Source organism: Nonomuraea sp. MTCD27 (assembly GCF_041950495.1).
In the GTDB taxonomy this organism is placed as follows: domain Bacteria; phylum Actinomycetota; class Actinomycetes; order Streptosporangiales; family Streptosporangiaceae; genus Nonomuraea.
The window spans coordinates 21,884-46,467 of sequence record NZ_JBGNUW010000038.1 but is presented as its reverse complement, the minus strand read 5'-3'; the positions used below and the strand labels follow the sequence as shown (position 1 = coordinate 46,467).

19 protein-coding genes are annotated in these 24,584 nt (G+C 67.5%); 6 read left to right on the top strand and 13 right to left on the bottom strand.

The window, feature by feature from the left end:
* Window positions 1–362: 362 nt before the first annotated feature.
* Window positions 363–1,478: a hypothetical protein gene (locus tag ACBJ59_RS58415; RefSeq protein ID WP_375118615.1), complete on the top strand. Its 1,116-nt coding sequence runs from the start codon at window positions 363–365 to the stop codon at window positions 1,476–1,478.
* A gap of 45 nt (window positions 1,479–1,523) precedes the next feature.
* Here the strand turns inward: ACBJ59_RS58415 and ACBJ59_RS58410 are convergent, their stop codons facing one another.
* The 7 genes from ACBJ59_RS58410 to ACBJ59_RS58380 all read right to left on the bottom strand — a co-directional run bounded on the left by ACBJ59_RS58410 (window position 1,524) and on the right by ACBJ59_RS58380 (window position 11,509).
* Window positions 1,524–3,017, bottom strand: a complete 1,494-nt coding sequence (locus tag ACBJ59_RS58410) for a trypsin-like serine peptidase (protein WP_375118614.1) — start codon at window positions 3,015–3,017, stop codon at window positions 1,524–1,526.
* 172 nt (window positions 3,018–3,189) lie between these two features.
* On the bottom strand, window positions 3,190–4,713 hold the full coding sequence (locus ACBJ59_RS58405) for a trypsin-like serine peptidase (protein ID WP_375118613.1): 1,524 nt from the start codon (window positions 4,711–4,713) through the stop codon (window positions 3,190–3,192).
* A gap of 434 nt (window positions 4,714–5,147) precedes the next feature.
* A complete protein-coding gene (locus ACBJ59_RS58400) occupies window positions 5,148–6,674 on the bottom strand; it encodes a trypsin-like serine peptidase (RefSeq protein WP_375118612.1) in 1,527 nt (508 codons plus the stop codon).
* 365 nt (window positions 6,675–7,039) lie between these two features.
* Window positions 7,040–7,471, bottom strand: a complete 432-nt coding sequence (locus ACBJ59_RS58395) for a transposase (RefSeq protein ID WP_375118611.1) — start codon at window positions 7,469–7,471, stop codon at window positions 7,040–7,042.
* Between the two features lie 130 nt (window positions 7,472–7,601).
* A complete protein-coding gene (locus tag ACBJ59_RS58390; RefSeq protein WP_375118610.1) occupies window positions 7,602–8,765 on the bottom strand; it encodes a trypsin-like serine peptidase in 1,164 nt (387 codons plus the stop codon).
* 197 nt (window positions 8,766–8,962) lie between these two features.
* Window positions 8,963–10,021: a trypsin-like serine peptidase gene (locus tag ACBJ59_RS58385; RefSeq protein ID WP_375118609.1), complete on the bottom strand. Its 1,059-nt coding sequence runs from the start codon at window positions 10,019–10,021 to the stop codon at window positions 8,963–8,965.
* 369 nt (window positions 10,022–10,390) lie between these two features.
* Window positions 10,391–11,509 carry a trypsin-like serine peptidase gene (locus ACBJ59_RS58380; RefSeq protein WP_375118608.1) on the bottom strand — a complete coding sequence of 373 codons (1,119 nt, stop codon included), beginning with the start codon at window positions 11,507–11,509 and terminating at the stop codon, window positions 10,391–10,393.
* A 491-nt stretch (window positions 11,510–12,000) separates the two neighbouring features.
* On the opposite strand from ACBJ59_RS58380, the gene ACBJ59_RS58375 reads away from it, so the two are divergent.
* The 3 genes from ACBJ59_RS58375 to ACBJ59_RS58365 all read left to right on the top strand — a co-directional run bounded on the left by ACBJ59_RS58375 (window position 12,001) and on the right by ACBJ59_RS58365 (window position 14,943).
* Window positions 12,001–12,882 carry a hypothetical protein gene (locus ACBJ59_RS58375; RefSeq protein ID WP_375118607.1) on the top strand — a complete coding sequence of 294 codons (882 nt, stop codon included), beginning with the start codon at window positions 12,001–12,003 and terminating at the stop codon, window positions 12,880–12,882.
* 161 nt (window positions 12,883–13,043) lie between these two features.
* On the top strand, window positions 13,044–14,000 hold the full coding sequence (locus ACBJ59_RS58370) for a zinc-binding dehydrogenase (RefSeq protein WP_375118606.1): 957 nt from the start codon (window positions 13,044–13,046) through the stop codon (window positions 13,998–14,000).
* 76 nt (window positions 14,001–14,076) lie between these two features.
* Window positions 14,077–14,943, top strand: coding sequence for an oxygenase MpaB family protein (locus tag ACBJ59_RS58365; RefSeq protein WP_375118605.1), 867 nt, complete (start codon window positions 14,077–14,079; stop codon window positions 14,941–14,943).
* 353 nt (window positions 14,944–15,296) lie between these two features.
* On the opposite strand, the gene ACBJ59_RS58360 is transcribed toward ACBJ59_RS58365, so the two are convergent.
* The 5 genes from ACBJ59_RS58360 to ACBJ59_RS58340 form a co-directional block, all read right to left on the bottom strand.
* On the bottom strand, window positions 15,297–16,049 hold the full coding sequence (locus ACBJ59_RS58360) for a PadR family transcriptional regulator (protein ID WP_375118604.1): 753 nt from the start codon (window positions 16,047–16,049) through the stop codon (window positions 15,297–15,299).
* Window positions 16,046–16,849 carry a DUF4097 domain-containing protein gene (locus tag ACBJ59_RS58355; protein WP_375118603.1) on the bottom strand — a complete coding sequence of 268 codons (804 nt, stop codon included), beginning with the start codon at window positions 16,847–16,849 and terminating at the stop codon, window positions 16,046–16,048. The genes ACBJ59_RS58360 and ACBJ59_RS58355 overlap by 4 nt, the downstream gene beginning before the upstream one ends.
* 198 nt (window positions 16,850–17,047) lie before the next feature.
* Window positions 17,048–17,227, bottom strand: coding sequence for a DUF6104 family protein (locus ACBJ59_RS58350; protein WP_080045373.1), 180 nt, complete (start codon window positions 17,225–17,227; stop codon window positions 17,048–17,050).
* 108 nt (window positions 17,228–17,335) lie between these two features.
* Complete coding sequence (locus ACBJ59_RS58345) at window positions 17,336–20,983, bottom strand: multifunctional oxoglutarate decarboxylase/oxoglutarate dehydrogenase thiamine pyrophosphate-binding subunit/dihydrolipoyllysine-residue succinyltransferase subunit (RefSeq protein ID WP_375118602.1); 3,648 nt, start codon at window positions 20,981–20,983, stop codon at window positions 17,336–17,338.
* 204 nt (window positions 20,984–21,187) lie between these two features.
* Complete coding sequence (locus ACBJ59_RS58340; RefSeq protein WP_375118601.1) at window positions 21,188–21,832, bottom strand: B3/4 domain-containing protein; 645 nt, start codon at window positions 21,830–21,832, stop codon at window positions 21,188–21,190.
* A gap of 73 nt (window positions 21,833–21,905) precedes the next feature.
* Between ACBJ59_RS58340 and ACBJ59_RS58335 the strand changes: the two genes are divergently transcribed.
* Entirely contained in the window at window positions 21,906–22,472 is a 567-nt protein-coding gene (locus ACBJ59_RS58335; protein ID WP_375118600.1) for a helix-turn-helix domain-containing protein, read from the top strand.
* Window positions 22,469–23,752 (top strand): MFS transporter, encoded by a 1,284-nt coding sequence (locus tag ACBJ59_RS58330; protein WP_375118599.1) that lies wholly within the window; start codon window positions 22,469–22,471, stop codon window positions 23,750–23,752. Before ACBJ59_RS58335 ends, ACBJ59_RS58330 begins: the two co-directional genes overlap by 4 nt.
* On the opposite strand, the gene ACBJ59_RS58325 is transcribed toward ACBJ59_RS58330, so the two are convergent.
* Window positions 23,700–24,545 (bottom strand): glutathione S-transferase family protein, encoded by an 846-nt coding sequence (locus tag ACBJ59_RS58325; protein WP_375118598.1) that lies wholly within the window; start codon window positions 24,543–24,545, stop codon window positions 23,700–23,702. The two genes, ACBJ59_RS58330 and ACBJ59_RS58325, sit on opposite strands and share 53 nt — an antisense overlap.
* Window positions 24,546–24,584 lie beyond the last annotated feature (39 nt).

Below are 24,584 nucleotides of genomic sequence, written 5' to 3'. Positions count from 1 at the left end.
GTGGGTTGGAGTTGGAGTTTGGGTGACCTTTGGGAACTGCCGTAAATCGTTAACGCAAGGTGCTATAACAGTAGCTCTCTGTAAGGATGTGGGCGCCGACTCCTGTGACGAGGAGAGCGATGGAACGCGAGCCGAATCGACTGCTGCAGCAGCTCATCGCAGAGGCGGGTTTTTCCCACAAGGGATTGGCCAGGCGCCTCAACGATCTGGGAGCCGCACGCGGTACACCGGGCCTCAAGTACGACCACAGTTCAGTGCTGCGCTGGATCGGAGGTCAGAGGCCGCGTGATCCGGTGCCGTGCTTGCTCACCGAGATTTTCGCCCTACGGCTCGGCAGACAGATCACCTCGGAGGATCTGGGCATGCCGGCCGTCATCACGCCCCTCGACCTCGGACAGGAGTTCACGCACACGTGGCAGGAGGGGGTCGCGACCGTGACGGCGCTGTGGCGGGCCGACGTGGAGAGACGGAGGTTCCTGATCGATTCGACGTTCGCGATCGGAGCCGGCTCCGTTGGAGCCGTACGCTGGTTGACGTCCCCTTCCGAGGGACGCCCGAGCGGCATGGGCATGCGGCGGGTGGGCCGCGCCGACATCGCCGCCATCCACGAGGTCACCCGATCCTTCGGTGAGCTCGACAATCGCTTCGGCAGCGGCCGGGTCCGCTCGTCCGTGGTCAAATACCTCGACACCGCCGTCTCCCCCCTGCTCAAGGACGGCTCGTACGGCGACTCCACCGGCAAGCAGCTGGCCGCCGCCGCGGCCGAGCTGACCCGGCTGGCAGGCTGGATGGCGTACGACATGGAGCAGCACGGCCTCGCCCAGCGCTACCTGATCCAGGCCCTGCGCCTGGCCAGGGGGGCCGACGACCAGACCCTGGGCGGGGAGATCCTGGCCGGCATGGCTCACCAGGCCATCTACATGGGCCAGCCGGCGCACGCCCTCGACCTGGCCAGGGCCTCCCAGATCGCGGCCCGCAGGGCCGGGGTGCAGACGCTCCTGGCCTCCGCGCACGTCCTGGAGGCCCACGCGCACGCCGGCCTGGGCGACGCCCGCGCCTGCGGCATGTCCCTGCACGAGGCCGAGTGCGCCTTCGAGGCCCGCAAGCCCGCCGAGGAGCCCAAGTGGCTCAGCTACTTCGACGAGGCTTACCTGTCCGCCAAATTCGCCCACTGTTTCCGCGACCTCGGGGAGGGCGAGCGGGTCGTACGCCAGGCGCGCCGCTCCCTCGACATGGACTCCCGCTACGTACGGGGCCGCATGTTCAACCTGTCACTGCTGGCCGCCGGGCTGTTGCAGTGCGGGGAACTGGAGGAGGCGTGCTCGGCCGCGGCCGGCGCGCTGACGCTGGCCAGCGACCTGCAGTCGGCCCGGTCCCGCTCCTACGCCGCGGATCTGCGGCGGCGGCTGGAGCCGTACAAGAACGAGCGGCCGGTGCTGGCGCTGCGCGAGCGCACGCGGGAGCTCACGGCCGTGTGACCGCACGGGACGGCCCGGGCCTCATGGCCCGGGCCGTTGTGCGGGTTACTTGAGCAGTTCGCCGTTGGGGCCGACGATCGACTTCGTCTCCGCGTAGTTGGCCTTGTCGTAGACGGCGGCGGTCTCGCCGTCGAAGATGGCCGAGCTGATGTAGTCGATCCGGTTGTTGCCGTCGTTGTCGTGGAACATGCTGGTCACGCCGTTGACGTAGCCGGTGCGCTTGCCGTTGTTGTACTTCATGAGCCAGGGGCCGCCGTCGGCGCCGGCGGTCATGGAGCACTTGAGCACCTGGTGGGTCTCCACCTTGAACATGTTGACCTGGTAGCTCTTGGTGTTGGTCTTGCCCGCGCACCACTTGGGGGTGACGCCCGAGAACGGGCGGTCGCCGTCGGGGTGGGGGGCGCTGGGGTAACCGAAGACGGTCACCGGCTGGCCCAGCGGCTGGTTCCAGGCGAAGCCCTGCCCGCCGACCACGTCACCGAGACGGCCGAGGTCCTTGGCGATGCCGATGAAGTAGTGGGCCTCGTAGTACTTGCGGGAGGTGCCGGGCTTGACCCACTTCTGGGTGTAGTAGTGGGTGATGGTGTAGTTGCCGACCTTGTCGGGGCCCGCGCCCTTGTCACCAAGCCCCTTGTAGGCGTCCCACTCGTCCTTGGAGACCTGCTCCACGACCGGGTCGCCGAACTTGAAGCCCTGCCCCCTGCCGGTCTTCGCCTCGGTGTATGCCTCCTTGGAAACTTCCACCTTCTCCAGGGCGGCACCCGGGTAGTCGGGCCCGACCAGGTCAGCGGGCTTGTCCTCGCCTTCCGACCAGCAGTCGCCCAGGTTGATCAGGCACTTGCGGTATCCCTCGGCATCGATCTCGCGCGGCTTGATCCACTTGTCACCCGCCCACGCCTTGAACGCGTTGCGGGTCACTTCCTTCTCGCCCGCCAGCGCGAAGCCGTTGTGGACGGCCACGAAGGCGTAGTCGCCGTCGTAGTCGTCATAGGTGTCGAGGTCGAAATGCGTGAAGGCGTAGGCGCCCGCGTAGACGCCCCAAGGGGCCTTGCCCTGGTAGTAGCCCGGTACGAACACCCACTTGTCGTAGACGTCGTCCTTGCTGTTCTCGTAGACGCAGTGGCCCGCCGTGGCGACCAGGTTGCGGTGCCTGGACTGGATGGACGTGGCCGAGCACCAGCGGTAGTTGCCTCCCTTGTCCAGGAAGAAGACCTTGCCGATGGTCTTGGGGAGGTTGACGTTCTTGCTGGCGGCCGGCTTGGCGGCGGTCGTCGGGCCGGTCATGCCGGGCTTGCCGTCGGGCGCGCCCTGGCTGCCCGAGGAGACGAGCTTGGGGACGTCCTTGGCATCGACACGATATTGGGTCGCCTTGCGGAGGGCGGCGCCGTTGGCGTCCAGCCAGAAGTAGGCGGCACCGTACGCGTCGGCCGGCTTGGGGAGAAGGTTGTCGGTCGCCCAGTGCGGCTCCGCGCTGGCGGGCGCGGCGAGGACGGCGGCGCTCAGGCCGACGGCGGCTAGGGGGATGAGCAGGCGCTTCACGAGAGGCTCCACAGTTGTCAAAAGGGGTGTAAAGACCCTATCGACCCATTAGTCACTCTGGTAAGGGGAATTATCAATTTTCACCAGAAAGGCCAAAGGGCCCGGCAGGATGCCGAGCCCTTTGGTACTGCTACCGAACGAAGACCAGGTCGACGTTCCGATCCGCAGCGAACTACTTGATGAGCTTGCCGGACCACACGGCCGCAGCGGCCTTGTAGATCACGTTGGTCTCACCGTCGAAGTACGCCGAGGTGATCGTGTCGTAGCGCTTGTTGTCGTCGGTGTCAGCGATGAGGCTGGTGACACCGTTGACGTAGCCGAGCCGCTTGCTGTTGCTGTACTTGTACAGCCACGGGCCACCGTCGTAACCGGCGGTGACGGCGCACTTCAGGGACTGCTGCTCCTCGACCTTCTTGGACGGGATCAGCAGAGCCTTGCTCGCGGTCTTGCCGTAGCACCACTTCGGCGTAACGCCCGTGTAGGGGCGGTTGCCGTCCAGGTGCGGACCGTACGGGTAACCGAAGGTCCGGACGTACTTGCCGGCGGACGGCTGGTTCCACGCGAAGCCCTGCCCACCAACGTTGTCGCCGAGGCGGCCAACGCTCTTGAGCTTGTGGGAGATCACGTAGTAGTCGAGGCGGTAGAACTTGGTGTCCGTGCCGGGGACGTACCACTCCTGCACGTAGTAGTGCGTGATGAGGAAGTTCCCAGCGGCGTCCGTGGACTTGACACCCAGGCCCGAGTACGCGTCGTACGTGGCCTTGTCGACCTGCTCGGTGACCGGGTCGCCGTAGACGAAGTCCGTGCCGCGGCCGACCTTGCCAGCCGCGAGGGCCGCGTCGTAGGTAGCCTTGGTGACTTCCTTCTTGTCAACGACCGCACCGGCGTGGTCCGGGCCGGTGACCTTCTTGGCGGTGCCGGGCTTGATGTCGTAGTACGGGAAGGTCTTCGGGTCCTTGATGCCCGAGAGGTACTCGGCTTCCGTGACCTCGGTGCCCTTGATGTCAGTCTTCTGACCCTTGGCCGTGGCAGCCTTGTACTCTTCGAACGAGACCTTGTCCGCGCCGTACGCAACGCCGCCGATGCCGTCGTAGACGGTGACGAACGCGTAGTCGCGGTCGAAGTCCTCGTACACGTCGAAGTCGTAGTGGGTGAAGGCCTGCTTACCCACGTAGATGCCCCAAGGAGCCTTGCCCTGGTAGTAACCGGGGACGAAGACCCAGCGGGACACGACCTCGTCGTTGCCGGCGATGTCGTACACGCAGTGACCGGCCGTGGCGACCAGGTTGCGGTACTGCGCCTGGATCGAGGTGCCGGAGCACCAGTACAGCTTGCCGTCGCGACCCTCGAAGAAGACCTTACCGATGGTCTTCGGCAGGTTCACGTTCTGGACCTTGACGGCCGCCTTCTTCTCCTCGCCAATCGGGGCGGTGGAACCCGGCTTGGTGTCCGAGGTATAGCCACCACCGCTCTTGATCTTGGAGACCTCGAGGGCGTCGGGGTTGAAGGCGATGGCGCCCTTGAGCGCCGCGTTGTTGGACTTGGTCCAGAACTCGACGGTCTCGACGGCCTTCGCCTCGGCGGCGAGGACGTCAGAGGAGACGGTGTCGTCGGCCTGGGCGGTGCTGGCCAGACCAGCAGCCAGCAGACCGGTGGCCAGAATGGCGCCACCGGCGGGGAGGAGGATGCGCTTCAAGGTAACTCCTTGCGCTGTCGTGGAACGCCTCTTGCGTCCCATGCGTCAGTAAAGGGATAGCCAGGAACATACAGTGTCGATCTTGATAACCGGAAGCCGCTTTGGTGGGAAAAGATGCGACAAGCCGGTCGTGATCGTTCTGTGATGTTTAAGGGGCTGATGCGCAGGAGTCGAGGGAAGCTCGCCTTGTCCTCGTTTGCCCTGATCAACATAAGGAAGTTGTCAGTGTGACTCGCGGGGTGCGCGTGTCCTCATGATCCGGACCCCGGTGGCTATGTGACGCAGATCACATCAAGTTCATGGCACCGTCTGAGCGTCCCGTGCGTCCAAACGCCCTTCACTTTCGGGGCGAACGCAGAAGGGCCCGGCAGGATGCCGGGCCCTTCGCTTGCAACGGTTACACGAACGGTCTAAGTCCGGTCGCTATCCGTTACTTAGACAACCTTGCCGGACCACGCGACAGCGGCGGCCTTGTAGACGACGTTGGTCTCGCCGTCGAAGTACGGCGACGAGATGTAGTCCACGCGGCCGTTACCGTCCTGGTCGTTGAAGGTGCTGATGACACCGTTCAGGTAGCCGAGACGCTTGCTGTTGCTGTACTTGTACAGCCACGGGCCACCGTCGGCGCCCTCGGTCATGGCGCACTTGAGGGCGACGTGCTCCTCGATCTTCTTGGCGGCCGAACCCACGAGCTTCTTCGTCGTGGTGCCGTAGCACCACTTCGGCGTGACGCCCGTGTAGTTCTTGTTGCCGTCGGGGTGAGGAGCCGCCGGGTAGCCGAACACGCGAACCGGCTTGCCGGTCGGCTGGTTCCAGGCGAAGCCCTGACCGCCCACGTTGTCACCGAGGCGACCCGCGTCCTTGGCGAAGTCCTCGATGACGTAGTAGTCGACGCGGTAGTACTTGGCGTCGGTGCCGGGGACGTACCACTCCTGCACGTAGTAGTGCGTGATGTAGTAGTTCCCGAACTTGTCGGGGCCGTCGCCCTTGTCACCGGGGCCGTCGTACTTGGTCCAGGTGTCCTTGTCGACGTTCTCGGCGACCGGGTCGCCGTAGATGAAGCCCTGCCCGCGGCCGACACCCTTGGCCTTGGCGGCCTCGTAGTCAGCCTTGGAGACTTCCTTCTTGTCGACGACGGCGCCGGGGTAATCCGGTCCGGTGACCTTCTTCGCCGTGCCGGGCTTCATCTCGTAGTACGGGTACTTGTTCGGGTCCTTGACGGCCGACTCGTACTCGTCCTTGCTGACCTCGGCCGCCTTGATGTCGGTGACCTGGCCCTTGGCCTGGGCCGCCTTGAACTCGTTGATGGTGACCTTGGTGGCCTTGCCACCGTCCAGCTTGACGCCGTTGTACACGGTCACGAACGCGTAGTCGCGGTCGTAGTCCTCGTAGACGTCGAAGTCGTAGTGGGTGAAGGCCTGCTTGCCCACGTAGATGCCCCAAGGCGACTTGCCCTGGTAGTAACCGGGGACGAAGACCCACTTGGACATGACGTCCGTGTTGTTGGCGGTGTCGTAGACGCAGTGACCGGCCGTGGCGACCAGGTTGCGGTACTGCGACTGGATCGAAGTGGCGGAGCACCACTTCTTCTCGCCCTTGCTGTTGATGAAGAACACCTTGCCGATGGTCTTCGGCATGTTGACGTTCTGCACCTTGGTCGAGGTCTTCTTCTCCTCGCCGATCGGAGCGGTCGAGCCCGGCTTGGTGTCCGAGCTGTAGCCGCCCTTGCTCTGCAGCTTGGCGACGTCAGCCTTGTCCCAGACGTTCGACTCGGTAGCGGCCTTGAGGGCAGCACCGTTGTTCTCCGCCCAGAAGCTCGCGATGGCCTTCGCGTTGGCCGCGCTGGTCGCCAGGTTGTCCTTGGCGACGTCGCTGTCGGCGGAGGCCGTACCGGCGAGGCCGGCGGCCAGGAGGCCGGTGGCCAGGATGGCGCCACCGGCGGGGATGAGGATGCGCTTCAAGGGAACTGCTCCTTGCTCTGTCGTGGGTCGCAACATGCGTCCCATGCGTCAGTAAAGGGATAGCAAGGAACATAGCGTGGTGATCTCCGCAGGTGGAACTCGCTTTGGGCGGTTCGGTCGGCGCCGTTACCGCCGTGACCGTCCTGTTATCTGTCAGAGATCTTTGCGCGTTGTGATCATTGCGTTACGTTTTCGCAGGGTATGAAGGGGTTGTTGCTGCCGGTACGAATGTGCCGTTAGGGTCTCGCCACATAACGTAGCCGCCAAAACGTGACTTAGATCACAGGAACCAGATTGAAGCCTGTCCCGTCTAAGTTGACTCATTTCTCACAGGTGATCTTCAGGTTCGGGGTTTCAAGGCGGGTTCACTGCCTTCTTGGCTGCACCACGTCGCCCAGGAGGGCCTGGAGGCTGGCCAGGACTGCCGCGTCCCTGAGGTGGGAGAGGGGTGGCGGGGCGGTGTGGGGGCTGCCGGGGGCCGGTTGGTGCGTCCTGGGGGAGGCGTAGGCCGGTGGGGTCGTCGCCCTGCTCGTGGGGTCGCCGCCGCTCGTCCGCAGGGCGAGGGTGAGGCGTTGCCAAGTGCCGTCGGCGGTCCAGCGGCGGTGGCGCTTGTAGGCGGTGACCCAGCAGCCGTACCGGTCGGGCAGGGAGCGCCAGCGGACACCGGTGCGGGCCTGGTAGAGCAGTGCGTTGATCACCATGCGGTCGTCGGGCGACCGGTCGCCATGGTCGCCGTACGTGGAGAGCAGCGGCGCCACCCGTTCCCATTCGGCGTCTGTCAGATCATCACGACGCATGCGCCCATCGTGACAACGTAAACACTGTCTGTCAGGAGATCAAAGAAAGATCTCCGTGAAACGCCGAAGCGAGGACCTCGGGCGTGTGCCGAGGCCCTCGCTGAAGGGCTCTGAAGGGTTCTGCGGGGGCTTACTTGTACAGCTCGCCGTTCGGGCCCACGATCTTGCCGGACCACACGTTCTTGGCCGCGTTGTACACCGCGGCCGTCTCCCCGTCGAAGTACGGCGAGGTGATGTAGTCGACCCTGTCGTTGCCGTCCTGGTCGGCGAAGGTGCTGGTGACACCGTTCACGTAGCCGAGGCGCTTGGCGTTGCTGTAGTTCAGCAGCCAGGGGCCGCCGTCGTAACCGGGGGTCACGGCGCACTTGAGGCCGATGTGCTCCTCGATCTTCAGCCAGGAGGCGCCGACCGTCTTGGCGGTGGTGTTGCCGTAGCAGTGCTTCGGCGTCACGCCGCTGTACGGCTTGTTGCCGTCCGGGTGCGGGGCCGCAGGGTAGCCGAAGGCGCGCACGGGCTTGCCGGTGGGCTGGTTCCAGGCGAAGCCCTGGCCGCCGACGTTGTCGCCGAGGCGGCCGGCGTCCTTCGACAGCAGGATGTAGTAGCGCCCGCCCCACGACCGCTTCGGGCCGGTGAAGCGCTGGAAGTCCTTGCGGTCCACCTGCTTGACGCCGTTGAAGTGGATGCCGTTGTAGACGGTGACGAACGCGTAGTCGCGGTCGTAGTCCTCGTACGTGTCGAAGTCGAAGTGCGTGAACGCCTGCTTGCCCACGTAGATGCCCCAGGGAGCCTTCCCCTGGTAGTAGCCGGGGACGAAGACCCAGTTGTCCATCGTCGCGGCGTTGCTGTCGGTGTCGTACACGCAGTGGCCGGCCGTGGCGACCAGGTTGCGGTAGTTCGACTGGATGGAGGAGGCCGAGCACCAGCGGAACTTGCCGCCGGCGTCGACGAAGAAGACCTTGCCCACGGTCTTGGGGAGGTTGATGTTCTGGGCCCTGCCGGTCGACTTGGACTCGCCGGTCGGCGCCGTGGTGCCGGGGCGGCCGTCGGGGTCGGCGCCGCCCTTGGAGACGACCTTCCGAACTTCCTTGGAGTCCCACGGGTACTGGGTCGCGGACCGGAGCGCGGCGCCGTTCGAGGCCAGCCAGAAGGAGGCGACGGAGACGGCATCGGAGGTGTTGCGGGCCATCGGGTCGTGGGCGACGTCGCCGTCGGCCTGCGCCGTGCCGGACAGGCCGGAGGCGAGCAGACCGGTAGCCAGGAGGGCTCCGCCGGCGGGAAGAAGGATTCGCTTCAAGGTAACTCCAGGTTGCGCTGACATGAGGCGCCTCGTGCACCCCCAGAACTCAGCAAACGGACAGCCCGGAACCTACAGCTTTGACTAAGTGAATGTGAATTTTCGGTAGATCATGTCAACGCTCCCAAGTGGCGTCGTGACCTTGCCGAGACACAGAACTGGCTGATCACCCGTAGTGACCGGATGGTTGCTATGACTTACGTCACATTTGGGATGGTGGTCAGCCCCGCGGCGCGTCGGTAGACCTCGCCGGTGGTGGTGTCGAAGTAGGGGGAGGACACCGCGTCGTAGCGGCCCTTGGCGTCCCTGTTCCAGGTCAGGCTGTTGACGCCGTTCAGCGTGCCGAGCCTGCGCGAGTCGTCGTAGCCGATCAGCCACGGGCCGCCGCTGGCGCCGGGGCTGAAGTCGCACGGCTGCAGCTCGACGCCCTTCTGCAGGTCGCGGCCGGGGGCCACGGTGAAGCGGGTGGCGCGCTCGGGGCACTTGCGCAGCGTCTTGCCGTTGAACGGGGTCGAGCCGTCGGGCTGCGCGCCCGCCGGGTAGCCGAACGCGGCCACCGTGTACGAACCGGGCTCCTTGTTCAGGTCGATGCCCAGCCCGCCCACGTTGTCCTGGAGCCGGCCGACGTCCTGCATGACGTAGCCGCCGTCCTTGGCGACCCAGGTGAAGCCGCGGTGCACGGTCACGAACGCGTAGTCGTAGTCGTAGTCGGCCTTGCCCGACCAGTCCTCGTGCATGTTGATCGAGGCGCCCACGTAGATGCCGTCCGGCGTCTCGCCGTTGGGGCCGGGGTTAGGGACGAAGATCCAGTAGTCGGCCGGCTTGGCCTGGCGCGAGTCGTACGCGCAGTGCCCGGCCGTGGCGACGACGCTGCGGTTCTTGGCCGCGACCGCGCTGGCGGAGCACCAGTACTCCTTGTCCCCGAACCGGAAGAAGACCTTGCCCATCGTCCTGGCGGTGCCCTTGCGCGGCGGCACGGGCGCCACGCCCTGTGCGGCGGTCGCCTGCTTGACGGCGGCGACGGGCGCACCGGGGCCGGAGGCGGCGGCGGCCGACGAGGTCGTCGGGGCGGCAGCGGCGGCGGGCGTGGCGGGGCTGTAGTTGTCGGCCTGCTTGAGGCGGTCGGGCCGCCAGTAGGCGGCGACGCGCTTGACGTCCGAGAGGGTCTTGGCCAGCGGGACGGCGAACACCTTGCTGGCGGGCGCGGCATCGGCGACCCCCGTGAAGGCAGGCAGCATCAGCAGCGCGCTGCTCAAGGCAGCGGCAACGATGTGCCTGGCCCGGGGGATCATGAAATGCCTTTCTTGGGGTCGTAAGGGTGGATTTTTCCAGATGTACAGACTGTATTGCAGCTTGGATAGAGATTCGTTACCTGATCAAGGGTGCATCGCGAACTATAAGGATGCCGTCAGCCGAACGGTCCCGATACGTGTAAACGATCATTACTTGATGGCGTTTGCGCAGGTGGGAGCGGGTGCCGGGCGACGTTCGCGGGGATGGAATTGCGCGCATTCCCGGCCTCTTTCGAGCCGGTCGAGTGGCGCACGCCACGTCGTCGCCATCCCATTCCGATCCCAGGGGAAGGCCCCGGATCCCGAGGGAACCGGGGCCTGGTGCCAACTTGATCACGGCATGTTGCCGGTCCACCGGTTGGCGGCGGCCTTGTAGACCTTGTAGGTGTCGGAGTTGAAGTACGGCGACGAGATGTGGTCGTAACGGTCGTTGCCGTCGGTGTCCCACGCGACGCTGTTGACGCCGACCAGGTAGCCGGTGCGCGACGCGCTCTTGTAGTTGTAGAGGAACGGTCCGCCGCTCGCGCCGGCGGTGAAGGAGCACTTGAAGCCGATGTGCTCCTGCAGGTTGTACTTCTTGGCCTCGGGCATCGCCTTGGTCTTGCCGTAGCAGTACTTCATCGTCCGGCCGGTGAACGGCTTGTCGCCGTCGGGGTGCTCGCCCGCCGGGTAACCGAACGAGAACACGTTCAGCTTCGTGCTCCGGTTCCAGGTGAAGCCCTGGCCGCCGACGTTGTCACCGAGCCGGCCGGCGTTCTTGACGGTCCACTTCCAGCGGCCGTTGACCTTCTCCCAGCTGACCTTGATGCCGTTGTAGACGTTGACGAACGCGTAGTCGAAGTCGTAGTCCTCCTTCACCACGAAGTCGTCGTGCGCGTTGAAGGTCTTGGCGGCGTAGATGCCGTAGGGCGCCTTGCCGTTCCAGACCTTGTCGCCGTCCCAGTACGACGGGATGAAGATCCAGTTGTCGTAGAAGGTGTTCTTCTTGGTGTCGTAGACGCAGTGGGCGGAGGTCGCCACCAGGTTGCGGAACTTGCTCTGCACGGAGCTGGCCGAGCAGTAACGCCAGTTCTTCGGGTCACGCGGGTCGGCCTTCGGCAGCGTGAAGAACACGCGGCCGACGGTGTTGGGCAGGTTGACGTGCTTGCTCTTCTTGCTCGTCGTCTTCTCCGCGCCGATCGGCGGCACGGAGCCGGGGGGTCCGTCAGGGGTGTCGTTGCTGCCCTTGACGCCCTTGGACGACAGGTCGAGCCCGTCGTCGTAGTCACTGGCCAGCTTGATGCGGTCGGGCGTCCAGAACTGGATCGCCTGCTCCGCGGGGGTCGCCGCATTCTTGGACACGACATCGGAGGGTGCGGTCGCGCCCGCGGCGCCGCTGACCATGCCCGCCGCCAGCCCTATGGCCACGAGGCCGGCGAGGGGGATCGCGATGCGCCTTGCTCGGGAATACATGGAGCTCCTCTCAGCTTTCGGCGGCCCAGAGCGGGGTACTGCGCCCCGGTGGGCCAGGAAAACGATGGGAACGTTAATGAATGGCTCGATCCGGCGGCCAGGAAACGACGTGAAAAAGCATGGGCCGGTTCCGTTCCGTTATAGAAATAGCGAATCCGCATGTATTCCTGATTGGCATTTCTGCAGGTGGGGGCGTTGTTAATTCTTCTGCAGTAACACCGGTAACGTTTATTATCAGACGCCACTCCGCGTTTGTTCCGGATGGTGGGGCTCATTGGGCCCGTCAATCTCTTTGGGGCCGGTGCGGGTGCGGGTGCGGCTCGACGCCGACGAGGAGTGGGCTGAGGGGGCCGCACCGGCCATCGGGCATGGTTGTGAATTCGTGACCTGCGACAAGGATTTCGCCAGGTTCCAGGGCTTGCGCCGGCGGTCGCCGCTCAACTGAACTGAAGCGTAAGGGCGCAAGCCGGCACTACTCGGCTAGGAACGTCGTGGCTGACCAGTTCGACGTCATCGAGGCAGGCGAGCGCGGCCGTCGCCGGTGGGTCGGGCTGGTGGTGGTTCTGGCGCTCCTGCTGGTCCCTGTCATCGGCCTGCTCGCCAGCCGCGATCCGGTGCCCGAAACGCTGCCCGCGAGCCCGACGCCCGAGCCCATCCGGTCGCTCACCAGGCTCGACAACGCGCCCAACACCATCGACGTGCCCGCCGTCGCCAAGGGGGGCGACGAGGTGCTCCCGGTGGTGTTCCCGCACGGGGCGCGCGCCGAGGTGCGCTATCCGAAGGAGCTCGATCTCGACGAGATGGGGTCGCGGCCGTTCCAAGGGGGCTGGGTCGGGGGGAGATACCGGCAGTTCGTCGCCCCGTACGGCGGCGAGGTCGAGATCACCCGGGGTGGCCGGCCGATCAGGAACTACACCGACAACGTGACCCTCTGGCCGCGCCAGGCCGGGAGCGGGTTCTACGGGCAGGTGCTGTTGTTCGCGTTCGGGCCGTGGCGGCTGGCGATGTACGACCGGGGGCAGGGGCTGACGTTCGAGCAGCGGATGGCTCTCGCGCAGAACCTCAAGGGGAGGGTGACGAAAGAGGGTTACCTGGTGCTGTCGGCCGAAGGGGACCTGCGGCTGGCCAGGCCGGGGGAGATCGCGGAGGACGAGCCGATCGGGCCGCAGCTGTGGTTCGGCGGTGGCGCGGGGCAGATGGTCGCGCTCGTGCCCACGCCCGACTGCGAGAAGCGGGCCAGGATGCCGGATGTGATCGAGGGGCGCGGGCGGCCGACCGACATGGTGTGCCGCGGGGACGTGCTGGTCGCCGTCACCGGGCCGACGAGGTTCCGGGAGATGGCGATTTCGGGCATCCGGATCACGATGAAGTGAGGGTGCGCTTCCGCTTCAGGGCAGGCTCCGGAGCGGCCGCGGAGGGGGTGGCGTGCTCGGAGTGGTCGGTGGGGGTTGGGGTGGCCCGGGGGGCAGGGGTAGGAGGTCTTAGGGCGGTGGGGGTTCGGGGGAGGGGCGCCGGGCTGAAGTAAGGTGCGGCCATGTTCGCCGTAACCGCCACACAGACCGATCCCGACAACCCGCTCGCCGGCCTGACGCTCGGCGAGCACCCCGAGCCAAAGGTGCCGGACGGATGGACGACCGTCTCCGTCCGGGCGGCCGCGCTCAACCACCACGACCTGTGGACGCTCAAGGGCGTCGGCATCAGGCAGGACCGGCTGCCGATCGTGCTCGGCTGCGACGCCGCCGGGGTGGACGAGGACGGCAACGAGGTCATCGTGCACTCCGTGATCGGCACGGGCGCCGACGAGACGCTCGACCCCAAGCGCACGCTGCTGTCCGAGATGTACGACGGCACGTTCGCCGAGCGCGTGGCCGTGCCGTGCCGCAACCTGGTGCCCAAGCCGGCCGCCCTCAGCTTCGAGCACGCGGCCTGCCTGCCGACGGCCTGGCTGACCGCGTACCGGATGTTGTTCGACAAGGCCGGGCTCGAGCCCGGCTCCACCGTGCTCGTGCAGGGCGCCGGCGGTGGCGTCGCCACCGCGCTGATCGCGCTCGGCCGGGCCGCCGGCTACCGGATCTGGGCCACCAGCCGGTCCGAGGGCAAGCGGGAGCGCGCCCGCCAGCTCGGCGCCGACCAGGTGTTCGAGCCGGGCGCGCGGCTGCCCGAGCGGGTGGACGCGGTCATGGAGACCGTCGGGCAGGCCACCTGGGACCACTCGCTCAAGTCGCTCAAGCCCGGCGGGCGCATCGTCGTCTCCGGTGCCACCAGCGGCGCGGTCCCGCCCGCCGACCTGAACCGGGTCTTCTTCCTGCAGCTGTCCGTGGTCGGGTCCACGATGGGGACGCGCGAGCAGTTGCAGCGGCTGGCCGTGTTCCTGGAGCAGACGGGGCTGCGGCCCGAGATCGACCGGGTGCTGCCGCTGGCCGAGGCGCGCGACGGGTTCGCCGCCATGGCCGCCGGGGAGATCTTCGGAAAGATCGTCTTTGCCGGCTGAATAAGTGAAGGGTTACTTCTGACCTTCCTGGGTGATACAAGAGATGTGGGGTTGTATCACCCAGGAGGCAGTCATCATGAACGTTGAGCCCTTCGGCCCAGGTTCGATGCACTGGGACACGGCCGGCGAATATCGCAATCTGCTCGTGGCCGGCAGCGCGCTGGTCCTCCAGACGATGCACCCGGCGGTCGGCGCGGCCGTCGCGGAGCACTCCACGTACAAGGACGATCCGTGGGGGCGGCTGGAGCGCACGCTCGCGTCCGTGCAGAAATGGGTCTACGCCGGACCCGGCGGCCCCGCCGAGGGGCGGCGGCTCAGGGAGCTGCACAAGCCGATCAGCGGGGTGGACGAGCAGGGCAGGCACTACCACGCGCTGAACGGCGAGGCGTGGGCGTGGGTGCACCTGACGCTGTTCGAGCGGTTCATCGCGCTCAACCGCTACTTCGGCACCCCGTTCACGCGCGAGCAGGAGAAGCGGCTCTACGCCGAGTCGCGGCAGCTCGGTGCGATCCTGCGGGTGCCCGAGCGGGAGCTGCCGGACGACCTGGAGGCGTTCTGGCGCTACTTCGACGACATGGTGGCCGAGCGGCTGGAGGCGCATCCGACCGCGCTCGACGTGCTGTCGGTCATGCGCGGCACGCCGGCGCCGCCGGGTCTGCCCGCTCCGCTGCGCCGGCTGTGGACGCCGGTGGGGGCCGGGGCGGGGGAGTTCAACTACTTCATCACCGTCGGCACCCTGCCTTCCGCCGTACGCCGGAAGCTGGGGCTGCGCTGGACGGCTCGGGAGGAGCGGCGGCTGCGGCACCTCGGGCATGCGGTGGCGATGCTGACGCCGCGGTTGCCGGAGCGGCTGCGGTACATGCCGATCGCGTACCACGCTCGTAAGGCGGCGCGGGGGTCGCGTCGCGTGGAGCGGCTTTCGTCGGCTGCTCGCTCCGCATAGCCCCGTCCAGGTTCTCGCCCGTTGCCCGCTTGCCGGGACGCCTTCCGCCACCGCGCCGTACTTCGGTGCGGTCCTTGTGGGGTGGGGAGGGGGGCCGGTCGGCCTGCGCGGCGACCGCCTCGGCCCGCGTTGTACGGCGCGTGGGGAACACGGTGAGGTGGTCGGAGGGGGAGCGCGGCAAGTGGTACGTCCCCGCGCTGAAGGTGCGATGTGAGAGGCGCAGGGCCGCGTCCAGAAGGCGCGACGGGAGGGGCGCAGACCTGTCTGGGAGCGGGGGGTGCGGCGGCCGCTCGTGTTCGGGGAGCGGCGGCCGCGTGCGTGCGTCGTGATGTGGTCGGGCGGTGGGCTCTCGGTCAGCGTTCGAGGATGTCGCGGATGCGGCGGCTCGCCTCGTCCAGCGTCGTACGCAGCTCGGCCAGCTTCTCCGGCGTCAGCCGGGCCTCCGATGCCTCCTCGCGAGCCTCGGCGACGAAGTCGGCCAGCAGCTCGCCCAGCTCCGCGTCGAGTTCGGCCCGGTTGGAGGGCGCGTCGGAGGGTGCGCCGCCGAGCGTGGTCCAGACCTCGGACCAGATCCGGCGCCACTCCATGCTCAGCCGCTCGCCCGAGTCCTGCCAGTGGTTGGCGTGTTCCATCCACTGGCGCTTCTGCTGGTCCCTGAGCCGCCTGAGGTCCTCCTTCTGCCTCTCCCGCAGCCGCCTGGTGTCATCGGTGGCCCCCGTGCGTACGTCCTTGGCCATCCGCGTCAGCTCGTCGCGCAGCGACTTGACCGTGTCGCGCACGTCCTCCTTGACCTCGCGGGCGATGTCGCGCACCGAGGCGGAGATCTCCTGCTCCAGGTCGTCGAGCTCGTCGAGCCGGGCGTTCAGCTCCTCGCGGCCCTTGTCGGTGATCGAGAACACCTTCTTGCCCTCGACCACCTCGTGCGTCACCAGGCCCTCCTCCTCCAGGCGGGCCAGGCGCGGATAGATCGTGCCGGGAGAGGGCGAGTAGACGCCGAGGAAGCGGTCCTGGAGCAGCCGGATGACCTCGTAGCCATGGCGCGGGCTCTCTTCCAGCAGCTTGAGCAGGTACAGCCGAAGCCGGCCGTGACCGAAGACAGGGCTCATTCCTTCTCTCCCTTGAGCAGCGTGACCTCGCCGGAGACCGTGATCGCCGACAGAGACGCCATGCCGCCACCCAGCCGTCCCGACAGCACTTTCATGCCGGGACCGCTCTTGTCTGACAGTTCCTCGAACGCGCTGACCAGCCTGCCGGAGGTGGACCTGGCGCTGATGTCCGCCTCGACGTTCTCGGGCAGCCTGACCAGGATGTCACCGGAAACGCTGTTGAAAGTCACGTGACCCGTCGGTCGCAGCGTGAGATCTGCCGTGATGCGGCCGGAGACGGTGTTGGCCTTCAGCCGGTGCGGCGTGCCGCCCGCCACGGTCAGGTCGCCCGAGACGCTGATGAACGACAGGTCGCCGTCCATCGCCCGGCTTTCCACGGCTCCCGAGACGGTGTTGGCGACCACGTTGCCGCTGACCGCGTCGAGCACGATCTCCCCGGACACGCCCTTGACGTGCGTCACCCGCTCGAACCCGGCCAGCACGGCGGACGCGGACACCACCCCGGCCTTGACCTTGCAGGTCTTGGGCACCGCGATGGACAGCACCGTCCTGCGCCGGTCCGGTTTGAGCCAGCCGAGCAGGCCGTCCCAGGTGAGCTCGCGGTAGGTGATGGTGAGCTCCCTGGCCGCCTCGTCGTACGTCACGAGGAGCGGCGAGGCCGAGTCCATCTCGGCGATCTCCAGGGTGGGCGGACCCTCACTGGCCAGCACGTCCAGCCGGCCGGCGACGATGCGTACGTCGAGTGAATCCACATCGCCGAACGTCAGTTGCCCGGGCTCATCGATCGTCCACTGCTGCATTGGCTCCCCCGCCCCTCTCTGATGGCACGTCCCTACATCAATCACGATATGTCGCGTTTCGTGAAAACTCAAGATGTATCGCGTTCTCCAGCATATGGCTTTCCGGCGGGAACGGGCGTACCGCGGTGGTGACCACTGCGGGAGTGTCGGCGTCTTGCCAGGTGAGGACCGGCGGTGGCGGGCGTGGCCCGTCCCGGCTCAGTCGTCCTCGTCGTCGTCCAACCGCGCCAGCCACGTGGCCAGGCGCTCGATCGGGGTCTCGAACTCGGGGTTGAGGTCCACGAACTCGCGCAGCCGCTCCCCGAGCCACAACAAGCTGACCTCCTCCTCGCCGCGCCGCTCGACCAGCTCCTCGATCCCCCGATCGGTGAAGTACATCGCTCTCCATTCATCGCCGGGGCACCGCGCCCCGCCTGACTTTAACCTGCCTGAACAGCAGCGAACCCCCGGCCGTGGCACGGCCGGGGGCTCACTGGTGGTGGTCGCTCAGCCGAAGATCTGGTGCAGGATCTCCTCGAGCTCCGTGTCGTGCGAGTTGTGCGAACCCGTGGCCGGCGAGCTGTTGGGCGTGCGCGACACGCGCCGCAGCGCCCGGCCGCCCAGCGTCTGCGGGTCCTCGGCCAGCTTGAGCGTCAGGTACGGCCACGGCCCCATGTTGGCCGGCTCGTCCTGGGCCCAGAACAGCTCGACCTGCGACCCGTAGCGGGCCAGCTCCGCGGCCAGCTCCTCCGACGGGAACGGGTAGAGGCGCTCCAGCCGCACGATCGCCACGTCGTCGCCGCCGACCTTGTCGCGGTGGGCGGCAAGGTCGTAGTAGAGCCGGCCGGAGGTCAGCACGACCTTGGTGACCTTGCCGGCGTCGACGGTCGTGTCGCCCAGGACCGGCTGGAAGGCGCCCGAGGTGAAGTCGGACGACTTCGACGTGGCCGCCTTGTGGCGCAGCAGCGACTTGGGCGTGAAGACCACCATCGGCTTGTGCCGCTCCGACTCCACCTGCCAGCGCAGCAGGTGGAAGTAGTTGGCCGGCGTGCTGGGCTGCGCGACCGTCATGTTGTCGAGCGCGCAGACCTGCAGGAACCGCTCGATGCGGGCCGAGGAGTGGTCGGGGCCCTGGCCCTCGTAGCCGTGCGGCAGCAGCAGCACGACGGAGGACTTCTGGCCCCACTTCTGCTCGCCCGACGAGATGAACTCGTCGATGATCGTCTGGGCGCCGTTGACGAAGTCGCCGAACTGCGCCTCCCAGAGGACCAGGGCGTCGGGCCGGACCACGCTGTAGCCGTATTCGAAGCCGAGCGCCGCGAACTCGCTGAGCAGCGAGTCGTAGACGTAGAACTTCGTGGTGCCCTCGTTGAAGGTCTTGAGCGGCGTGTGGTCGGCGCCGGTCATCCGGTCTACCAGGACGGCGTGGCGCTGGGTGAACGTGCCGCGGCGCGAGTCCTGGCCGACCAGGCGCACCGGGTGGCCGTCCATCAGCAGCGAGCCGAACGCGAGCGTCTCGCCCATCGCCCAGTCGATCGCGTCCTGCTCGACCATCTGACCGCGGCGCTGCAGCACCGGCGCCAGGCGCGGGTGCGGCGTGAAGCCGTCGGGCAGGTTGAGCTGGGTGTCGACGATGCGCTTGAGCGTCTCGTGGGTGATCGCCGTCGGGGTGTCGTCGTGGGACCACTTGACGACCTCGGCCGGCGGCACCCGCATGGCGCCCGCCTCCAGCGGCTTCTTCGCCGCCTCGCGGGTCTCGGTGAACGCCTGCTCCAGCTTCACCTGGTAGTCGCGCAGCGCCTGCTCCGCCTCCTCGACCGTGATGTCGCCCCGGCCGATCAGCGCCTCGGTGTAGAGCTTGCGGGTCGAGCGCTTGGCGTCGATCAGGTCGTACATCAGCGGCTGGGTGAAGGCCGGGTTGTCGCCCTCGTTGTGACCGCGGCGGCGGTAGCAGATGAGGTCGATGACGACGTCCTTGCGGAACGCCTGGCGGTATTCGTAGGCCAGCTCGCCCACGCGCACCACGGCCTCGGGGTCGTCGCCGTTGACGTGGAAGATCGGCGCCTGGATCATCCGCGCCACGTCGGTCGCGTAGACCGAGGAGCGGGACGAGGCGGGCGAGGTCGTGAAGCCGACCTGGTTGTTGACCACCACGTGCACGGTGCCGCCGGTGCGGTAGCCGCGCAGCTGCGACAGGTTGAGCGTCTCGGCCACGACGCCCTGGCCGGCGAAGGCCGCGTCACCGTGGATGAGGACCGGCAGGACGGTGAAGCCCTCCTCGCCGCGCTCCAGGAGGTCCTGCTTGGCGCGGACGACACCCTCCAGGACCGGGTTGACCGCCTCCAGGTGTGAGGGGTTGGCGACCACGGAGGCGGTGATCGTCTTGCCGCTCGGCGCGGTGAACGTGCCGGTCGCGCCGAGGTGGTATTTCACGTCGCCCGAGCCGTGCGCCGTGCGCGGGTCGATGTTGCCCTCGAACTCGCCGAAGATCTGCGCGTAGGACTTGCCCACGATGTTGGCCAGCACGTTGAGGCGGCCGCGGTGGGCCATGCCGATGACGACCTCGTCGAGGTCCTCGTCGGCGGCGTCGCTGATCACCGAGTCGAGCAGCGGGATCAGGGACTCGCCGCCCTCCAGCGAGAAGCGCTTCTGGCCGACGAACTTCGTCTGCAGGAACGTCTCGAACGCCTCGGCGGTGTTGAGCCGCGACAGGATGTTGAGCTGCTCGTCGCGCTCGGGCGACTTGTGCGGCTTCTCGACCCGTGCCTGGATCCAGGCCCGCTCCTCGGGGTTCTGGATGTGCATGTACTCGATGCCGACGGTGCGGCAGTAGGAGTCGCGCAGCACGCCCAGGATCTCGCGCAGCTTCATCAGCGGGCGACCGCCGAACCCGCCGGTCGCGAACTCGCGCTCCAGGTCCCACAGCGTCAGGCCGTGCGACTGGATGTCGAGGTCGGGGTGCTTGCGCTGCTTGTATTCGAGCGGGTCGGTCTCGGCCATCAGGTGGCCGCGTACGCGGTAGGCGTGGATCAGCTCGATCACGCGAGCGGACTTGGCCACGTCGTCGTCGTGGGAGGCCGAGATGTCCTGGACCCAGCGGACCGGCTCGTACGGGATCCGCAGCGCCTCGAAGATCTCGTCGTAGAAGCCGTCCTCGCCGAGCAGCAGCCGGTGGATCTGCCGCAGGAAGTCGCCCGACTGGGCGCCCTGGATGATCCGGTGGTCGTAGGTGCTGGTCAGCGTCATGACCTTGGAGACGGCCAGGCGCGAGAGCGTGTCGGGGGAGGCCCCCTGGTATTCGGCCGGGTATTCCATCGCACCGACGCCGATGATCGTGCCCTGGCCGGGCATCAGGCGCGGAACGGAGTGGACGGTGCCGATCGTGCCGGGGTTGGTCAGCGAGATCGAGGTGCCGGCGAAGTCGTCGACACCGAGCTTGCCGGCCCGGGCCTTGCGGACGACGTCCTCGTAGGCCATCCAGAACTGCCGGAAGTCCATCTCCTCGGCGCCCTTGATCGAGGGCACGAGGAGCTGGCGCTCGCCGTTGCTCTTCTGTACGTCGATCGCCAGGCCGAGGCCGACGTGCTCGGGCTTGACGAGCGTCGGCTTGCCGTCGATCTCCGCGTAGGAGTAGTTCATCTCCGGCATGGCCCGCAGCGCCTTGACGATCGCGAAGCCGATCAGGTGCGTGAAGGAGACCTTGCCGCCGCGACCCCGCTTGAGGTGATTGTTGATCACGATGCGGTTGTCGATGAGCAGCTTGGCCGGGATGGCCCGGACGCTGGTCGCGGTCGGCACCGACAGCGACAGGTCCATGTTGGCGGCAGTGCGTGCCGCCGCGCCGCGCAGCTTGACCTCTTCGGCGCCCTTGGGCACCGGAGTGGCCGGCTGCTTCGGCTTCTCGGCCGCCGGTGGCGCCTTGGGAGGTGCCTTGGGAGCCTGGGGAGGAGCGGGGGCGGTCACAGTGCCGTTCGCCGCCTCCCTGACCGGGGTTCGACCCGGCCCGTAATCAGGGTTGTAGTCAGCGAAGAAGTTCCACCAGGCCTTGTCGACAGACTCGGGATCTTGGAGGTACTTCTGGTACAGCTCGTCGACAAGCCACTCGTTCTGACCAAAGCTTGCCAGCGGGTTTGTCCGCGACGACTCAGACGACACGGCGGAAATCGCCCTCTTCCGCAGATCGGCGTTGATGTTAGAGAACCTGTCCAAGGCTACTCGCCCGGACCGGCAGCGCGCGCCTAAGAGCCCGTGCCGCCTCGAACGATCCTCTCAGGACCGCGCAAAGAGGTCACGCCCGCCTAGTCAATCCGGGTGGTGCAGCCTTTATTACTCTTTGGTATCAACGTCGCTCCAGGAGGTTTATTTCCCATTGGACACGAGTCTGCTTGTGATCTGCACCTCTGGCGACAAGACGGACAGAAGGTCTGCCAGCTCCTCGCCCGCCTGCTTGAGCTCCTCCAGCGACATCGGCTCAAGGCGCTCGAGAAGGAAGATCGCGTTGGTGGTCTCCTCCGTGAGACGGGTGCGCACGACCTGACGCCAGTTCCACCGCCGGCAGGTGACGCCGAGGTCGTCGCGCCAGATCACCTCGCCGGGCTCCGGCTGCCCGAGCGCCTCCTCCGACGCCTCGTCGCCGGTCGCCCGCACCAGCCGCGCCGTGCCGACGTAATGGTCGAGGTCCTCGCCGCCGATGGGCAGCGCGTGCTTGACGCTGATCGAGTTGTACGCGTCCACGGCCCGGTTGATCTCCGGCAGCGGCATCCGCCGGGTGAGCGCGTCGACCGACGGCCGGGTCCGCTGCGGCTTGGCCCCGAACGCCCGGTAGGCGTCCTTCCAGGCGTCGATCTTGTCCGCCTGCACCTCCACCGCCGACGCCTCCGCCAGCCAGGCGCGGGTCCGGTCGTCGGTCGGCCCGTTGCCCAGGCCGTGTGCGGTCATGATGAGCACCGCGAAGTCGGGTCGCAGTGCGAAGACGGAGTCGTCCACCCAGATGTCGTCGAGCATCCCCACAGTTTAGAAGCGCGGACAACCGCAAAATTCATTTTGCAAAATTTATTTTGCGGTCTAGGGTGAGGGCATGGAGGAGCGCTACAAGATCACGGACCCCCAGGTGCTGAAGGTGGTCGCCCACCCGCTGCGCAGCCGGCTGCTCGGCCTGCTGCGCACCGACGGCCCGGCCACCGCCAGCGAGCTGGGGCGCAAGACGGGCGAGAGCTCCGGCTCGACCAGCTACCACCTCCGTGAGCTGTTCAAGCACGGCTTCATCGAGGAGGACCCCGACCGGAGCGACGGTCGCGAGCGCCGCTGGCGGGCCCGCCACCGCTACACCTCGTGGAACAGCCGCGAGCTGGTCGGCTCCCCGGGAGGGCGCGAGGCGGTCGAGGTCATCCGGCTGCGGCAGGCCCAGGTCCTCGCGGAGGGCATCCGGGAGTTCGACGAGTCCGCCTGGTCCCCGGAGTGGGTGGAGGTGGCGGGCCTCAGCGACCACTTCCTGGCGCTCACACCGGCCGCGATGGCCGAGTTCATGGCGCGTACCGAGGAGATGCTCAACGAGCTCTCCGCACGCGACGCGGGTGCTCCTGACGCGCGGGACGTGCACGTCTGGGTCGGGGGCTTCCCCCGCATGCGAAAGGAGGGGCCGTGACCGCGCGTTCGGCCTTACGGCGTTACATGCTCGTCAGTTTCCTCACCTGGCTGCCCGTGGGGCTGATGGTGGCCAGCATGGTCCTGCTCATGACCGAGCGGGGGCTCAGCCTGGTCCAGGTCGGGGTGGTGGTGACGGTGTTCTCGATCGTGACCGTGAGCCTCGAGCTGCCCACGGGCGGGCTGGCCGACGTGGTGGGTCGGCGCGTGGTGCTGGCCGCCTCGGCCGCGTTCACGGTGGCGGGGCTCGCGCTGATCAGCGTGTCCACCGCGTTCTGGATGTTCCTGGTGAGCGGGGTGTTCAAGGGCGTCGCCCGGGCGCTGTCCAGCGGCCCGGCCACCTCCTGGTACGTCGACACGCTGCACGGCATCGAGGGCCCCGACGCCGACCTCAAGCCCGGCCTGGCCAAGGGCGGCGCGATGGAGTCGGTGGCCCTGTGCGTCGGCGTGCTGGCGGGCGGCGCCTTGCCGCTGCTGGTGCCGCCCTCGCTGATCTTCCCGCTGGCGGCGCCGCCCCTGCTGGGTGCGGTGGCGGCGGTGGTCCTGCTGGTCGTGGTGGTGTTCGCGCTGCCCGAGCCGGCCCACGGGCGCCGCTCCCTCAAGAGCGTGCTGCGCGAGGTGCCCGCCACGGTGGCCGGCGGGCTCCGGCTGGCCATGGGAGGCGTGACGCTGCGCAGGCTCATGGCCGCCGCCGCGGCGTCCGGCGTGGTGCTGACGACCATCGAGCTGCTCACGCCGGGCCGGCTGGCCGAGCTGGCGGGCACGGCCGAGCTCGGCAGCCTGGCCTACGCGGTGGTCGCGGCGCTCGGGTTCGCGGGCAGCGCCCTGGGCAGCGCGCTCGTCCCGCGCGTGGCCCGCATGGCCGGCGGCTCGGTCGGCGGCGCGGTCGGCGGGACGGTGCTGACCGCGCTCTCCGTGGGGGCGCTGGCCGCGACGGCGGGGCTGGGCGGCCTGCCCGGGCTGCTGAGCGCCGGGCTGGCCTACGTCCTGCTCTTCGTGGGCGGTTCGGTGACGGGCCTGCTGTGCCTGGAGATGACCCACAATTCGGTCACCGCCGCCGAGCGCACCACCGTCACCTCGACGAGCTCGCTCTCCCTGCAGGGCGGCGGGATCCTGGCCAACCTGTCGCTCGGCGCCCTGGCCGCGCAGGCGGGCCTGGCCGCCGCCTGGGGCGTCGCGGCCGTGGTGATGCTGTCGTCGGTCCTGCTGTTCGTGCGGATGCCGGCGGCTACGAGCTCCAGTCCAGCTCAGGCCCTACCGGCACGATCCGGCTCGGGTTGAGGTTGGTCTGGGTGATGTAGTAATGACGCTTGATCTGGTCGAAGTCGGTGGTTTCCCGGAAAGCTGGGATGGCGTACAACCTACGGGCGTACGCCCACAGCGCGGGATAGTCCACCAGCCGCCTGACCGAGCACTTGAAGTGCGCGTAATAGACGGCGTCGAACCGGGCCAGGGTCGTGTAGAGGCGCACGTCACTGTCGGTGAGCGTGTCGAAGAGGAACTCCGACTCGGCCAGGCGCACCTCCAGGAAGTCGAGGGTGGTGAACACCCGTGCCACCGCCTCCTCGTACACCTGCTGGTCACGGGAGAAGCCGGCCTCGTAGACCGCGTTGTTGAGGCCGTGGTAGAGGCGGTCGTTCATGATGTCGATGTCGGGGCGCAGACGCTCCGGATAGAGGTTGGGCGAGGTGCCCCATGACGTCTCCAGATCGAGGGTGATCTGGGGGAAGTCGTTGGTGACGATCCGCTCGTCCCTGGTGTCCCAGACGCACGGGACGGTGTAGCGGCCCACATAGCCCGGGTCGGTGGCGTGGTAGAGCTCCGACAGGTATTCCGGGTCGCCGCCCGGCACCCGCCAGCCCTTCTCGTCGCGGATGGGGTCGACGATCGTGACGTCCAGCAGGTCCTCCAGGCCGAGGAGTGCCCGGACGATCAGCACGCGCTGTGCCCAGGGGCAGGCGTAGGAGGCGTAGACCCGATAGCGGCCGGGCTCGGGTGGTCCGAGCCGATCCGTGAACCGGTTCGGCTGCCGGACGAAGCGGCCATCTTCGGAAAGCTCGCGGCTCAGCTTCATGACCCCTAGTAGAACACGATTCGGATACAGAACTATATT

Excerpts from the sequence above, each read along its gene's own strand:
- ACBJ59_RS58350 (WP_080045373.1), bottom strand. The coding sequence starts at position 17,227 with ATGTACTTCACCGATCGGGGGATCGAGGAGCTGGTCGAGCGGCGCGGC.
- ACBJ59_RS58370 (WP_375118606.1), top strand. The coding sequence starts at position 13,044 with ATGTTCGCCGTAACCGCCACACAGACCGATCCCGACAACCCGCTCGCC.
- ACBJ59_RS58395 (WP_375118611.1), bottom strand. The coding sequence starts at position 7,471 with ATGCGTCGTGATGATCTGACAGACGCCGAATGGGAACGGGTGGCGCCG.
- ACBJ59_RS58340 (WP_375118601.1), bottom strand. The coding sequence starts at position 21,832 with ATGCTCGACGACATCTGGGTGGACGACTCCGTCTTCGCACTGCGACCC.
- ACBJ59_RS58380 (WP_375118608.1), bottom strand. The coding sequence starts at position 11,509 with ATGTATTCCCGAGCAAGGCGCATCGCGATCCCCCTCGCCGGCCTCGTG.
- ACBJ59_RS58325 (WP_375118598.1), bottom strand. The coding sequence starts at position 24,545 with ATGAAGCTGAGCCGCGAGCTTTCCGAAGATGGCCGCTTCGTCCGGCAG.
- ACBJ59_RS58335 (WP_375118600.1), top strand. The coding sequence starts at position 21,906 with ATGGAGGAGCGCTACAAGATCACGGACCCCCAGGTGCTGAAGGTGGTC.
- ACBJ59_RS58355 (WP_375118603.1), bottom strand. The coding sequence starts at position 16,849 with ATGCAGCAGTGGACGATCGATGAGCCCGGGCAACTGACGTTCGGCGAT.
- ACBJ59_RS58415 (WP_375118615.1), top strand. The coding sequence starts at position 363 with ATGCCGGCCGTCATCACGCCCCTCGACCTCGGACAGGAGTTCACGCAC.
- ACBJ59_RS58365 (WP_375118605.1), top strand. The coding sequence starts at position 14,077 with ATGAACGTTGAGCCCTTCGGCCCAGGTTCGATGCACTGGGACACGGCC.
- ACBJ59_RS58360 (WP_375118604.1), bottom strand. The coding sequence starts at position 16,049 with ATGAGCCCTGTCTTCGGTCACGGCCGGCTTCGGCTGTACCTGCTCAAG.